Origin of the sequence: Pseudomonas sp. GZD-222 (genome assembly GCF_049310525.1) — a bacterium.
In the GTDB taxonomy this organism is placed as follows: domain Bacteria; phylum Pseudomonadota; class Gammaproteobacteria; order Pseudomonadales; family Pseudomonadaceae; genus Aquipseudomonas.
Map to the genome: position 1 here is coordinate 106,433 of NZ_JBMOWO010000069.1, position 13,279 is coordinate 119,711.

Genomic DNA, 13,279 nt, shown 5'->3' on the forward strand with positions numbered 1-13,279 from the left:
ACTTTGCGTGGTGATAATTGAGTTTCGAGGAGTGCCGCGCCAGTTGCTGACGCGGCGTTTTGCCAGAACGCTTGAGCGGCTTGCGCTCAGCGAGCGCGCGCGGTTGAGCGGTTAGCGCTCATCGCCGCGCTCGATGCCCAGGCGCTGCAAACGGCGCTTGAGCGCATGCCGGGAAATACCCAGCAAGTCGGCGGCCAGGCCCTTGTGCCCGGCGCTACGGCTGAGGGCATCGTTGACCAGGTCCCGCTCGGCACGTTCGAGCTGGCCATCCAGCGCCGACAGCGAGGTGGGCGCAGGCTCCGTGGTTTGCAGGTGTGCGGGCAACTGCGCGCTGCCGATGGCTTGCCCGGGAAGTAGAATGGTCAGGCGCTCGATCAGGTTCTTCAGTTCGCGGACATTGCCCGGCCAGCGATGGCGCACCAGCGCGGCGGCGCTGTCGGACTGGAACTCGATGGGCGCGACCTTTTCCTCACGGGCCTGGTGCGCGGCAAAATGCCGGGCCAGCAGCAGGATGTCGTCGCCGCGCTCGCGCAGGGCCGGGATATCGAGAGTGATGACGTTGAGGCGGTAGAACAGGTCTTCACGAAAACGTCCCTGGCGCACATCGTCGGCCAGGTCACGGTTGGTCGCCGCCACCACGCGCACATCGGCGCTGCTGGCCTGGCTGGCACCCACGGCGCGGTAGCTGCCGTTCTCGAGAAAGTGCAGAAGCTTGGCTTGCAAGGCCAAAGGCAGCTCGCCGATTTCATCAAGGAACAGCGTGCCGTTATTAGCCTGGGTGACCAGGCCGATACGCTTCTGGTGCGCACCGGTGTACGAGCCTTTTTCCGAACCAAACAGCTCGGCTTCGATCAATTGCTCCGGCAGCGCCGCGCAGTTGACCTCGATAAACGGATGCGCCGCGCGCGAGCTGTTGGCGTGCAGCGCCTGGGCCACCAGAGTCTTGCCGGTACCCGATTCACCCAGCAGCAGAATCCGCGTGGCCGAACTGCGGGCGATGCGCTGCACCGCAGCTTTCAGGCTCGCCATGGCCAGACTCTGCCCGAGCAAGGCGCCCTGCTCCTCTGTGCCTATAGCGTCGGCACCAGGCACATCGAGAGTGCCGTGAATGGTCGCCAACAGGTCGTCAAGCTCGAACGGTTTAGTCAGATAATCCGTGGCGCCGCCCTTCACCGCCTGCACCGCCGCACGGGTATCGCCATGGGCGGAAATCATGATCACCGGCAGGTTCGGCCGGCACTTGCGCAGGCCCTCGAGGGTGGCGATGCCATCCATCCCCGGCAGGCCCAGGTCGAGCAGCACGATATCAACATCAACGGTGCTGTCAGCCAGCAATTCCAGCGCCGCCTCGCCACTGTAGACCGCGCGGGGCAGCATGCCTTCACCGCGCAAGGCGTAGCTCAGCGAGCGCACCAGCGCTTCTTCATCATCGACAATCAGAACCTGTATTTCAGACATCGGTCGCTCACTTCAGATAAGTCGCTGCGGGCGTGGGAAAGTCCAGGGTCACCACAGTGCCCTCGCCCGGGGTACTCGCGAGCTCCATTCGCGAGGCGTTGGCTTCCAGCAATTGTTGGCAGATGCTCAGCCCCAGCCCGGTACCGCGGGCCTTGAGGGTGAAAAACGGCTGGCGCACCTGCTGCAGCGCGGCCTCGGGAATGCCGCAGCCCTGATCCACCACCGTCACACACACCCGCTCACCCCAGGCCTGGCCCTCGACGCTCACACACTGGCCCGGTGTACTGGCTTCCACCGCGTTGAGGCAAAGATTGAGAAGAATCTGCTGAGCCTGGTCCGGATCAACCCAAAGCTGCAAGCCAGGTTTGCAGGTGCTGGAAAAGGTGATGCCCTTGGCATCGGCCTCAGGCGCAACCAGCCGCGCCGTGCGTGCAAGCAGCGCAGCCAGGTCCACCACCTGCGGGATCGCCGGGTGTGGCCGGCCGTATTCAAGCAGGTCGCTGGTGACATGGGACAGGCGATCAATTTCCTGACAGAGATCCGTCAGCAGCAGTCGCCGTTCCGCCTCCTGCTCACGCCGCAGCAAGGCCTGCACCGTGGTCTTCATCGTCGCCAACGGATTGCGCACCTCATGGGCAACGCCCGTGGCAAAGGTCCCGAGCACCGCGAGATTTTCCGCACGCACAGTCCGCTCCATCACATCCGCCAGCCGCCCGGCCATCACATTGAACGCGCGCGTCACCCGCCCGATCTCGTCGTTATGGACCTGCTCCGGCAGACGATAACCCAGGTCCCCCGACGACAGCTGATGCGCCCCTTCCACCAGCGAACCCACCCGCGCGCGCAACTGGCGCGACAGCGTGAAGAACACAATCAGGATAAACACGATAAAGCCGACCGCCGCCAGGTACAGCCACCAGCGCGCATCGTCCAGCGGCTTGAGCACCGCCCCCGGCTGCACACTGAACACCACCTGCCAGCCGGGCAGAATCACCGGCCCTTCGCGCCAGTCACTTGGCGCCTCGACCTGACGCCCGGTGGCATCGATAAACGCCCCACCCGGCACCCGCAGCAGCGGCGTAACCACCCCGTTCAAACCAGAACTGACCAACAACTCAGTGATCGACGCCAGCCGCAGATGCAGGCCGATACGCACACGATGATCAAGCCGGCCATTGCGGATCGTCTTGCGAATCAACAGCCAGCCCGACCGCCCGGCCTGGGGCAGCATCGGCCCGATCACCTCGATATCGCCAACCATCTGCCGCGAAAGCCCGTTCAACGACCAGCCCTCCCGCCCCCAATACGGCGCCCCCGAAGCACCCTGCCCCGGTATCACCTTGAGCAGGTTCTCGTTCTCGTCGAAAAACAGCACGCCGTACAGAAACGGCAACTCGCTTTCGAGCTTGAGCAACGCATCGACATCGCCGGCCTGGTTGGTTTGATCGGCGATGAAATCCGGCATGCTCGGGTGATTGGACAGCGCCGAGAGCTGGTAGAAACGATCGTCGAGAAACGACGACACCCGGTTCGCCGTAGACAGCGCCTGAGCATCGAGACGTTCGCCGGTCAGGCGGTTGAGCAGATCCTTGGCCAATTGCTCATAGAGCACCGCCAGGGCAATAAGCGCTACGCTCATGACCACGATAGACAGCAAGGTATAGCGCGCCACCAGACTGCGACGCGGCCTGGCCAGCCGCCGCCAGAACGCGCTCGCGGGGTAATCGGTATCCATGGGATTTGTAATTGTTGTTCATGTGATGTCGGGGGAGCATAAGGATCGGGGGATGGGGTTGTCCATGGTGTTTGTGGGTTGAGGCTTCAGCGGTGCAGATGCTATTGATCAGATAAGGGTATGGAAGGAGGTGTAGGAATGGGGTGTTTAAAAAATAATGGCTAGGTTTTTGATAAGGCCACAGTGGTCGTAAGGCAGCATAGTAGTAAAATTAAAGAAGCATAGTTTGCGAGTATAAGTAACTTTAGTTTTTTAGGGAATGCCAAAGCCTCAGCGAGGTCAATCAGGTTTCTTTTTTCGCTTAGCTTGGGCATGAGCAACACTATTGCAATTGCATTTAACTTGTAAATACTCCCTGCCCATCCTGTTTTTGCGAGAGCGGTTTTATTGTTTTGTATCCAGGTGGATTTGGAAAAATGGCTTTCAGCAATGGGCAGCTTGAAAATCGCCAAATACGCCATATAGCTGAGATTCAGAATCATCATTATGCTTATTGCGCCAACGATAAAACCCAACTCTATTTTGTTCATCTTCCAAATGTCTCGTAAATGGCATCACCAAATATCTCACCGCCTTCACTACCTATATATCCAGCAGCGGCGCCACCAATAGCCGCCCCTATAAAAGCACAAGCAAATGCACCAGCCCCTCCAGTTACCATGCCTAATGCAATAACGCAGAGACTGGTAGCGGCCATTGCGCCTACGCTACCCCCGACTGATCCACCCAGTATACTAATGCCGAGCTTGCTGACTTCAACATATTTTGCTTTTCTACATTGATCTTCACGACCGCTTGAACAAGCATTGTTGATGGATACTCCAGTCGCAGCAACATCCAGCCCTATACCTATATATGTACCATTCTTCAAGAATCTCGAGGCTTTTGCCACGCCATTAATGGTATCAGCATACCCTGCGATTACTCCAGAGTGCAAATAGCTTTTCGTTGAAATCCCAAGAGTTCTCTTGATCGATCCCTGATTGCGCAAGCCCGATCCATAGCTAGCAAAACTTCTTAGTTGGCTCTCGAGCTTTCCAAATAAAAATTTTCTTTTTACGTAAAAAGTCTCCCGACTTAGTATTGCCCCGCTTTTGAGATGTTCCTTGTAGATTGTATCAATTTCTTCAAGCGTCATCTTGATGCCTTCAAGATGCTTGCTCCAAGAATCACTCATACTACCTATGCCAAGGGCGGTGTATCCCAGAGCTTTTGTTAGAAGCTCATGATTCTCAACAAGAAAGCCATCACTTTGCGCGCCATTGGCCATCAATGCCATATGAGTATTGACGGCCATCCTCATATAAAAAGCTTCTTCACTTGTACAAGAAGGTGTTGAATTATCTCCGATGATTATGATTTCGCCTGGCAAGACCACCGAGTTAAGGATGTGCAAATTCAATACATCAAATTTCGTGCTGGAATTTTTACCTAGTTGTAGATTTGATTTAAGGTACGAATAATTTTGTACGTATGGATTGATAAAGCTATTGACTGCTGACATCCGCGATTGCCTCAGGAGTATTTTTTATTGTTGATTCGATCCCAGCCGCCGGCAACATTACCTCCGCCGCTACCATCACCTCGTTTCTGCTGGGTGTAAATCGCCTTTATCCGTCCGTAATTTAAATTGACAGACTCTGTTGGAACGCCATCATTCGCATTTTGCGAATACTCTGAAATAATCACTTCTTCCAATGTGATCTCAAAATATTTGAGCTTTTCACCGCCGGCACGATGTAACATCACGACAACTTCTTTTAAGTGTTCACCTGCACAGCTGGCCTCTATGAGCTTGCAACTGGATTTGTCCAGATTTTTGGTAAACGTGAAGTCGCTCAAAGTTGTGCGTCCAGAAGACGCTCCGCCCGATGAACTTGCGGTAGCCGATGTACTTTGATGAGTTCCAAATCGGTACCCTGTGATTTCTATCCAGTCCTTGTGTTGATCATCTAGGGCTTCGCCGGGGATACCATCGATTTTGAGGAAAGCGTCAAATGCCATGTTCAATCATCCTTGTCTGCATGTCATTTAAACAGTAAAACATTTTTAACGGGTAACGCTACCCCAGCTGGAGTGCTCAGGAGCAAGACCTGTTATCTGAATATTTCAGTGTAGGATTCTACTACCCATGCCAACTACTTTGTAAACAAGGACAGACTGCGCTATTTACCTTCGGCCTGTTTACCATGAAATAAGCCAGGTAAAGTCATGCGTGCGAGTCACCCCGGGCTTTGACAGCTTTTGGTGACCGCTCTTGGCCGAAAGTCGCCATTGACCACCACCCCCTTGTATCCCCTCCCCAACCCCGCTAACCTTCCCCACGTCGCTGTAAATCCAGCGACCAGGTTTGGTCACCTGCGAGAAATCAAGGCGCACAAGCGCCCCATCCGATTCAGCTGGCGCTTTTTTTGTGTCTGCTGTTTCGTGTTATGGCGGCTGTGCGCGGGGCGCATTCGTGCGCGCCGGGTTCCTTGATTCCCGGTTGACCAACCTGCGTACAGTCGCCACCCATCGTTTGGTCACGGTCTGTGGCGGCTCCATCAATCAAGGAGCAACACAATGACAAAGCCCGTTCCTGATCCTCCCCTCGTCACCAAAACCAGCACCACCTTCGGCTCCTGCGATGGCAGCCACGATCCGCTGTTCGCCGTGCGCCCCGGCGTGTCTGCCGAAGACGCTCTGGTCCACGCCACCATCCTGCTCAAAAGTGCTTACCGGACCAACGCTCACGCCTGTGACATGGTCGATGCCGAAACCCGTGAACTACTCTGGGCGACTGAACAATCGCTGGAAATAAGCCTCGCGCTGGTGGAGGCGTTGCTGGATGAGGTTGAGGCGCGTGCTGAGACGGCTGCGGTACTGAGACGTACTGTGCAGGCGAGGCAAGTGCCGGTGGAGTGAATTGTTTGGCTGGTTAGGCCGCAGATGCGGCCATCCGGTGAGTTGGGTTGGGCAATCGCGGGGCAAGCCCGCTCCCACTGGGACTGCATCAACCCGGGGCTTTTGCGGGCTATTCAGCAGGTTGAGCAGCAAATGTTGTGCGAAGGTCTGCAATGACCTGTTCGACCGATTGGCCCTGGATTTGCGGTGGATCCGGGCGTTCGCAAAACTCTCGCCACACGAACAGTGTCAGCTCTGCGCCATCCGTCAAAGGTTCATCGCTGTCTATCGAGCCGAAGGCCTGCAGTGATCTGTACCTGTCATCCTCCCAGAACAGCGCCTCTACCCACGGGTAGACAGGAATGAAATGGAAGTGAATGGAGTGGCCGGGGTCGTGCCCAAAGCGGCCTATATACAAGCGCTTGGGCAGCAGTAAGTCTTCGATGATTTTTTGCGTTCGTGCCAGCAATACACCCAGCTCTGCCTGTGCCTCGATCGGTAGCGTGGAGAGCGAGTTTGTCTGCGCCTTTGCACTCAACATCAAGTACCCGGGCAGCGCGCTGTTCATACGGTGATTGAGTACCCAATGCCGGGTTTGGTGAATGATGAAGCGAGGGGGTATGTCCATATACGGGGCCTTCAGTGAAGTCTGCAGCAGCGTATTAAAGTGGAAATGTCAGCAGCTCGATAGAAGCCGCAATCACTCCCGAGCAATCTTGTTATTTGCCAAAGCTTCGGGCAGGGTCCATACCACTGACATCTCTGCGAAAGGAGTCACCCATGTCCAAGCTTTATCCCAGCATCGATCCCGAGGGGCTGGTCGAGTACTCGGTGGTCTACACCGACCGCTCGCTCAACCATATGTCGCAGGCATTTCAAGGCGTGATGAGGAACATTTCCAGCACCCTGAAACAGGTCTACAACGCTCAGGCTGTGGCGGTGGTCCCGGGCAGTGGCACATTCGGCATGGAGGCGGTGGCGCGACAGTTTGCCACCGGCCAGCAATGCCTGGTGATTCGCAACGGCTGGTTCAGTTATCGCTGGAGTCAGATCCTTGAGATGGGCAACATCCCGGCGGCCACCACGGTGTTGAAGGCCCGACCGGTCGAGACGGGTCGCCAGGCGGCCTACGCCCCGCCCCCGCTGGACGAGGTGCTGGCAGCCATTGCAACGCACAAGCCGCAGATTGTCTTCGCTCCCCATGTTGAAACCTCATCAGGGATTATCCTGCCCGACGACTACCTGCGCGCCGTAGGCGACGCCGTGCATGCGGTGGGTGGCCTGTTCGTGCTGGACTGCATCGCCTCGGGCACGCTTTGGGTTGATATGCATAAATGCGCAGTCGATCTGCTGATCAGCGCACCGCAGAAAGGCTGGAGCGCCTCCCCTTGCTGCGCCCTGGTGATGTTCAGTGCCTTGGCCCTTGAGCGCATCGAGCAGACGCAGAGCAGCAGCTTCGCCTGCGACCTGAAAAAGTGGCTGCAGATCATGCAGGCCTACGAACAGGGCGGGCATGCCTACCATGCGACGATGCCCAGCGATGCCCTGGCGCGGTTCAACGAAGTGATGAAAGAGACGCAGGCCTACGGTTTCGACAAGGTCCGCGGCGAACAACAGGCGCTGGGCGATCGGGTGCGCGCACTGTTGACCGGCAAAGGCATCAAAAGCGTGGCGGCGGAAGGCTTTCAGGCCCCTGGCGTTGTGGTGAGTTACACCGATGATGCCGACATCAAGAACGGCAAGAAATTTGCCGCCCACGGCCTGCAGATCGCCGCCGGCGTACCGTTGCAATGCGACGAGCCGGCCGACTTCCAGACCTTCCGCATCGGTCTGTTCGGGCTCGAAAAGCTGCGCAATATCGAGCGTACGGTCAGCACCCTGGAAAAGGCCCTGGACGAGGTGCTGGTGAGCTGAGCGCTCAGCTTGCCCTGATAGGGAGCGTCGTCCAACTGGGCTTGGCGTACTGCTGGAGGAGTTGCAATGACAACAATCGATGGGAAATCCCGATTCGAAGCAAAGCTTCTTCGTCCAGCACAGCCTGGAAATGACACGCCGTGGGCGTTCGTCGTACTGCCAAGAGACGCCAGTGAACAGCTGCCGAGGCGAGGAAGGACGACGGTTGCAGGCACCCTCAATGGCCACCCGTTCCAGGCAACCCTTGAGCCGGATGGTCAGTTGAGTCATTGGCTGCAGGTCAGTACAGCGTTACTCGAAGCCGCAGGTGCCGCCGTTGGGGATGTCGTTACGCTGGAGCTGAGCCCTGTGAAGAAGGAACCCGAGCCTGAGATCCCGGCAGACTTTCAGCAGGCATTGGCAGCCGCACCTGAAGCTCGTTTGGTCTGGGACAATACGACGACCCTCGCACGCGTAGACTGGATACACTGGATTACTTCAGCCAAGCAACTGAAGACGCGCGCAAAACGAATCGGTGATGCCTGCGATATGCTTGCCTGCGGCAAGAAGCAGGTGTGCTGTTTCGACCCGTCCGGCTACTACAGCAAGGCCTTCCGTGCACCTGAGGCAGATGATTTTTAATCAGCGTGCATGCAATCCTCGGATTCAGGCGTCTGTACTGAGTACTGAAGCTGCCAATCTGGCTACTTCGATTCTGATACCCGGCTCAAGATTGTCTTCAAGCATCCAGGCCGCCGACAACCCTGCCCAGGCAAGTACCCATTGCAACAGCCTTCGCCGATCAATACCCGAAATACCGGCGATAAGCTCGATCCGACGCGCGAAGGCTCCCGGTGCGAGCGCGCTGGCGCTGTCGGGATTGCACAGGATGTTGGCGTAATCAAAGCCGCGCTCGCCGTGCAGCCCTTTGGGGTCAATCGCGAGCCATCCGCACTGGCCGAAATCCAGCACGTTGCCATGATGGATGTCGCCGTGCAGCACTACGACATCTTGCGGCGCCGCCAAAAGCTCGCTTGCAGTCTTTGCACTGTGTTCAAGAATGCCGCCGTGAGCAGCCGCCGCGCTCCATAGTGATTCGAACCATTGCCCGAGCGGCACCAACTCGGGAAGCGGTTTGGCGCGCGGTGCATGAAGACGGGCAGCTACCGTACAGAGGATGCGCGTGGCCTCATCATCCCGGCCATCGTTGACCATCTGTATGAGCGAGGCCGAACCTTGGCTGCGCTTCATCAACAAGGCCCCGCCATCATGGGCCAGTACCGGCGCGGCACCCTCTCCTTGCCACCAGGCCATGAGCAGGTTGCCGGCCTGCTCTTCCGGTTCTTGTGAGATTTTCAGCATGGCGGGCACACCGTGCTGGCGAACGGGCAACAGGTTGCCGTTCAACGAGGCGAAAGCAGCCCCGTCGACGGTCAACGCCCAGCGTTTCAGGTAATGATCAAACATGGCGGCATTAAATCAGGCAAATACTTCACCTGTAAAAATTTTCCCCCTCAAATGTGCTCGTGCAAAAACTCGCGGATGACGGGAATGATTTGCCTGGCGTGGCTTTCCAGAGCGAAGTGGCCAGTGTCGTAGAAGCGAATGTCGGCGTTGGGAAGATCGCGCTTCCAGGCCTCTGCCCCAGGTGGCACGAAGAACGGATCGTTTTTGCCCCAGACGGCCAGCAGCGGCGGCTGGTATTGGCGGAAGTACGCCTGGAACGTTGGGTACAGCGCGAGGTTTGAGGCGTAGTCGAGCATCAGGTCGAGCTGGATGTCCGCATTGCCAGGCCGGGATATCTGCAGCCCTTCCAGGGTGTAGCCATCGGGTGATACCAGGGTCTTGTCGGCTACCCCTTCAAGGTACTGCCACTTGATCGACGCCGGGGTCGGGAAGTCGTGCAGGGCCGCGCGGTTCTGCTCGCTCGGCTCGCGCCAGTAGGCCTGAATCGGTGCCCAGCTTTCGCCCAGTCCTTCTTCATAGGCGTTGCCATTCTGGGAAATGATTGCCGTCACCCGCGCCGGGTGTGCAACGGCAAGGCGCCATGCGACCGGCGCGCCATAGTCGTGAACCATCAGGGCGTATTTATCGAGATTGAGTTGCTCGGTGAACTGCCCGATGGTTTCCGTGAGCTGGCTGAAGGTGTAGGCATACGCGCCCCGCGCCGGCGCCTCGGTGAAGCCGAACGCCGGTAGGTCCGGGGCGATCACATGGTAGCGGTCGGCCAGCGCGGGAATCAGATCGCGGAACATGAACGACGAGGCGGCGAAGCCGTGCAGCAGCAGGACTGTCGGTGCCTCGGGGCTGCCCGCCTCACGGTAGAAAACCTTCACGTCACCGACGAGTTCATAGCGGTAGTGAATCTGATGGGTAGTCTGGAAAGCGGTCATGGCAGGACTCCTATTGTAACCGTTAAAAAGCGCATTTGAAGGTTACTCATCATTTTGGTAACCTGTCAAAACAATTTTTCCGGTTACAGATCGATATGAATCCGTCCACCACTACCGCCTTGGGTGCGCTCTTCGTCGCTGACAACCTGGCCCTCGATTTCATCAACACGGAATACGGTGTCGCAGAGCAGCGACATGACTGCCTTGCAGATGACCACAGCGTGCTGGACTGGCTGAAGGCGGCGGGCCAGTTGCCCGCGCAGCCTGACGCACAGATCCCGCAGGGGCTGCTGGCCCTCGCCCGCCAGCTGCGCGAGTGCTCAAGGCAAGTAGTCAACGCCGCAAGAGACGGCGTTGCCGTGGATCTCAGCGTGATCAATCAGGTGCTGGAAGCGGGCCGTCCGCTGCGGCGGCTGGAATGGAACGATGAAGTGCGGGCGTTTCGCGTCGCCCTTCAGCCACGGGACAACAGCCCGGCCAGCCTGCTAGAGCCTGTGGCCGAGGCGTTGGTGAGCCTGGTTACCAGCGACAAGTTCGAGTTCGTCCGCCAATGCGAGGCGCAAGACTGCGTGTTGTTCTTCCATGACCTGACCAAATCCCACCGCCGCCGCTGGTGCAGCATGGCGACCTGCGGCAACCGCATGAAAGTGGCGGCCTTTCGTTCCAGGAAGAAACCCTGAAAATGCAGGACATGATGCTAAAGCCAGCCTTGCCTGGCATTTCACTCCGCCGCTGGCGCCTGTTGCACCGCGTCAAACAAGCCCATGCCGCCGAGTTGTTCAAGGTTACCCAATCGACCATTTCGCGTTGGGAAAGTGGCGTGCAGGCGATGGACCCGGCAGCCCACAAACAGCTTGAGCACTTGTTGGCCGCGCGCCTCGATGCTGCCGCCGATCAGGTCCTGGCCAGGCTGGTCACGGAGAGCCCACGCCCCCTTCATCTGATTTGTGATCTGACGCACCGTTTGCTGGCGTGCTCCCCCGCCCGCGCAGCCCAGTTCACGACCCCGGTCAGCGAGTTGCTGGGCCGTTCGCTGTGGCGTTTTGCAACGCCAGAGATCATTGGCAAGGAGTTGGCGCTCAATGAGTGTGGATGGCGGGAAACCTGCGCACCCCCCGCGCTGGAGTTCATCACCGGTAACAATGACTCGCCCCTCGTGCCAATCAGCCAGGGCCGCTGTCGCTGGACACGCATCCCGCTCTCGGACGGCACTGCAGCACGTTTGGTCGAGACGCTCTAACGGCTGCACGCATATTTTATGCGTGGACGCTGCCTCCCTCTGCACCTAGTCTGGCAGCAACAGCGAATTCCCTGTGCCGCCGCACATAACCTTCGCCGATTGAATCAGGGGATGCATGGACATCGAAAAAATCAAAGGCCGCCTCACCTTTCTGCGCGAGGCGGAAAAGCTCAAGGATGTACTGCGCAGCGCGCATACCTCTTCCGGGCGCACCGAAAGCACCGCGGAACATAGCTGGCGCCTGTGCCTGATGGCCATCGTTTTCGCCGATCAACTGGCCGGTCTCGATGTGCTGAAAATCCTCAAGATGTGCGTGATTCACGACTTGGGCGAGGCCATCAATGGCGACATTCCAGCCGTCAGCAAAGCCGAGTTTCCCGACAAGAGCGAGCAAGAGAGAAACGACCTTCTGCTGCTGACCAGCGCCCTGGATGAAGGCTTGAAAGCCGAGATTCTGGCGCTCTGGGATGACTACGAAAACGCCCAGTCAGCCGAGGCAAAAGCGGTCAAGGCGCTGGACAAGCTGGAGACCATCCTGCAGCACAACCAGGGCAAGAACCCCGCCGATTTCGATTACGCCTTCAACCTGGCCTACGGCAAAAAATACACCGATAGCGATCCGCTGTTTGAGCAACTGCGCAGCCTGCTCGACGAGGACACCCGGGCCATCCTCGCGCAAGCGCCCCCACATCATTGACACAAATCAAAACGCTGGCCATGGTTCGCGAGAGGATGACTGCACACAAGGAACGGACACTGTTAAGGAGACCCACGATGACCTCGTTGAACCACGTACTGGTTGCCACCGACTTGTCGCCCTCGGCCCGCAACGCGGCAGAACGCGCTGCACTCTTGAGCAAGGCGCAGCACGCTTCACTGGATCTGCTCTACGTCGCCAATCCAGCCCCCTACGTGCGCCTCAAGCATCTGGTGGTACCTGATGATGACCTGTTGGGTCGCGCGCTGGAGACTGCACAGGAAAAAATCCACCAACACGCCGACCTGCTGTTCCAGCGCTATGACATCGCCGCTGGCGTTCAGGCCCTGCCCGGCTCGGTGGTCACGGAAATCACCCGGGTAGTACAGGACAAACACAGCAACCTGTTGGTGTGTGGGGCGAAGGGACAGGGCCTGGCCCGGCGCCTGCTGCTCGGCTCTACCGTGCAACGCATGCTCAGCCGTATGCTCTGCCCGATGCTGGTGGTCAAACACGCGCCCCGCGACGCCTACCGCAGGGTGCTGGTTGCGGTTGATTTTTCGCCTTCATCGCTGCGCGCCATCAAGCTGGCAAAAGCGGTTGCCCCGCAGGCCGAAATCATCCTCCTGCACGTGTACGAAGCCCCATTCGAAGGCAGCATGCGCTTCGCCCATGTTGACCAGGACACCCTCACCCACTACCGCAATGTCATCCGCAAAGATGCCGTGGAACAACTCGCGGCATTGAGCGAAACCGCCGGGCTGGCCGATGCTCGGCAAATCGTGGTGCACGGTGACGCCGCCTGGCGCATCGTTGAGCAGGAGCAGGAGCAAGAGCTGGACTGCGACCTGATCGTGGTCGGCAAGCAGGGTGAAAGCGCGCTGGAAGAGTTGCTGATCGGCAGCGTTACCAAGCATGTGCTCAATGAATCCCAGTGTGATGTGCTGGTGTCGCTGTAAGTAGTGTGGCGTTTCGAGGAC

The 13,279-nt window shown here is 58.2% G+C and carries 15 protein-coding genes; 7 read left to right on the forward strand and 8 right to left on the reverse strand.

Annotated elements, in window-relative coordinates; all coding sequences use genetic code 11:
• Positions 1–111: 111 nt before the first annotated feature.
• The 5 genes from ACO6VD_RS12835 to ACO6VD_RS12855 all read right to left on the reverse strand — a co-directional run bounded on the left by ACO6VD_RS12835 (position 112) and on the right by ACO6VD_RS12855 (position 5,197).
• Complete coding sequence (locus ACO6VD_RS12835; protein ID WP_422419526.1) at positions 112–1,458, reverse strand: sigma-54-dependent transcriptional regulator; 1,347 nt, start codon at positions 1,456–1,458, stop codon at positions 112–114.
• A 7-nt stretch (positions 1,459–1,465) separates the two neighbouring features.
• Positions 1,466–3,193, reverse strand: coding sequence for an ATP-binding protein (locus tag ACO6VD_RS12840; RefSeq protein ID WP_422419528.1), 1,728 nt, complete (start codon positions 3,191–3,193; stop codon positions 1,466–1,468).
• Between the two features lie 161 nt (positions 3,194–3,354).
• Positions 3,355–3,723: a hypothetical protein gene (locus tag ACO6VD_RS12845; protein WP_422419529.1), complete on the reverse strand. Its 369-nt coding sequence runs from the start codon at positions 3,721–3,723 to the stop codon at positions 3,355–3,357.
• The gene (locus ACO6VD_RS12850) at positions 3,720–4,697 is read right to left on the reverse strand and encodes a hypothetical protein (RefSeq protein ID WP_422419531.1); all 978 of its coding nucleotides are present in this window, start codon (positions 4,695–4,697) and stop codon (positions 3,720–3,722) included. The genes ACO6VD_RS12845 and ACO6VD_RS12850 overlap by 4 nt, the downstream gene beginning before the upstream one ends.
• An 11-nt stretch (positions 4,698–4,708) precedes the next feature.
• Positions 4,709–5,197: an Hcp family type VI secretion system effector gene (locus ACO6VD_RS12855; protein WP_422419533.1), complete on the reverse strand. Its 489-nt coding sequence runs from the start codon at positions 5,195–5,197 to the stop codon at positions 4,709–4,711.
• Between the two features lie 558 nt (positions 5,198–5,755).
• Here ACO6VD_RS12855 and ACO6VD_RS12860 point away from each other — a divergent pair.
• Positions 5,756–6,097, forward strand: a complete 342-nt coding sequence (locus ACO6VD_RS12860) for a DUF6124 family protein (protein WP_422419535.1) — start codon at positions 5,756–5,758, stop codon at positions 6,095–6,097.
• A 109-nt stretch (positions 6,098–6,206) separates the two neighbouring features.
• Here ACO6VD_RS12860 and ACO6VD_RS12865 read toward each other — a convergent pair whose 3' ends face one another.
• Complete coding sequence (locus ACO6VD_RS12865; protein ID WP_422419536.1) at positions 6,207–6,704, reverse strand: HIT family protein; 498 nt, start codon at positions 6,702–6,704, stop codon at positions 6,207–6,209.
• A gap of 152 nt (positions 6,705–6,856) precedes the next feature.
• Between ACO6VD_RS12865 and ACO6VD_RS12870 the strand changes: the two genes are divergently transcribed.
• Together ACO6VD_RS12870 and ACO6VD_RS12875 are read left to right on the forward strand one after the other, a co-directional pair.
• Positions 6,857–7,990: an aminotransferase class V-fold PLP-dependent enzyme gene (locus ACO6VD_RS12870; protein ID WP_422419538.1), complete on the forward strand. Its 1,134-nt coding sequence runs from the start codon at positions 6,857–6,859 to the stop codon at positions 7,988–7,990.
• Positions 7,991–8,056: 66 nt separating this feature from the next.
• On the forward strand, positions 8,057–8,611 hold the full coding sequence (locus ACO6VD_RS12875; protein ID WP_422419540.1) for a YdeI/OmpD-associated family protein: 555 nt from the start codon (positions 8,057–8,059) through the stop codon (positions 8,609–8,611).
• Positions 8,612–8,635: 24 nt separating this feature from the next.
• On the opposite strand, the gene ACO6VD_RS12880 is transcribed toward ACO6VD_RS12875, so the two are convergent.
• Complete coding sequence (locus tag ACO6VD_RS12880; protein ID WP_422419541.1) at positions 8,636–9,436, reverse strand: aminoglycoside phosphotransferase family protein; 801 nt, start codon at positions 9,434–9,436, stop codon at positions 8,636–8,638.
• 47 nt (positions 9,437–9,483) lie between these two features.
• Positions 9,484–10,362, reverse strand: coding sequence for an alpha/beta fold hydrolase (locus ACO6VD_RS12885; protein WP_422419543.1), 879 nt, complete (start codon positions 10,360–10,362; stop codon positions 9,484–9,486).
• Positions 10,363–10,457: 95 nt separating this feature from the next.
• Here ACO6VD_RS12885 and ACO6VD_RS12890 point away from each other — a divergent pair, with 95 nt between their 5' ends.
• The 4 genes from ACO6VD_RS12890 to ACO6VD_RS12905 all read left to right on the forward strand — a co-directional run bounded on the left by ACO6VD_RS12890 (position 10,458) and on the right by ACO6VD_RS12905 (position 13,258).
• The gene (locus ACO6VD_RS12890; RefSeq protein WP_422419545.1) at positions 10,458–11,042 is read left to right on the forward strand and encodes a CGNR zinc finger domain-containing protein; all 585 of its coding nucleotides are present in this window, start codon (positions 10,458–10,460) and stop codon (positions 11,040–11,042) included.
• A gap of 2 nt (positions 11,043–11,044) precedes the next feature.
• Positions 11,045–11,602 (forward strand): helix-turn-helix domain-containing protein, encoded by a 558-nt coding sequence (locus ACO6VD_RS12895; RefSeq protein WP_422419547.1) that lies wholly within the window; start codon positions 11,045–11,047, stop codon positions 11,600–11,602.
• A 115-nt stretch (positions 11,603–11,717) separates the two neighbouring features.
• A complete protein-coding gene (locus ACO6VD_RS12900; protein WP_422419548.1) occupies positions 11,718–12,299 on the forward strand; it encodes an HD domain-containing protein in 582 nt (193 codons plus the stop codon).
• A gap of 77 nt (positions 12,300–12,376) precedes the next feature.
• Positions 12,377–13,258 (forward strand): universal stress protein, encoded by an 882-nt coding sequence (locus ACO6VD_RS12905; protein ID WP_422419550.1) that lies wholly within the window; start codon positions 12,377–12,379, stop codon positions 13,256–13,258.
• Positions 13,259–13,279: the final 21 nt, after the last annotated feature.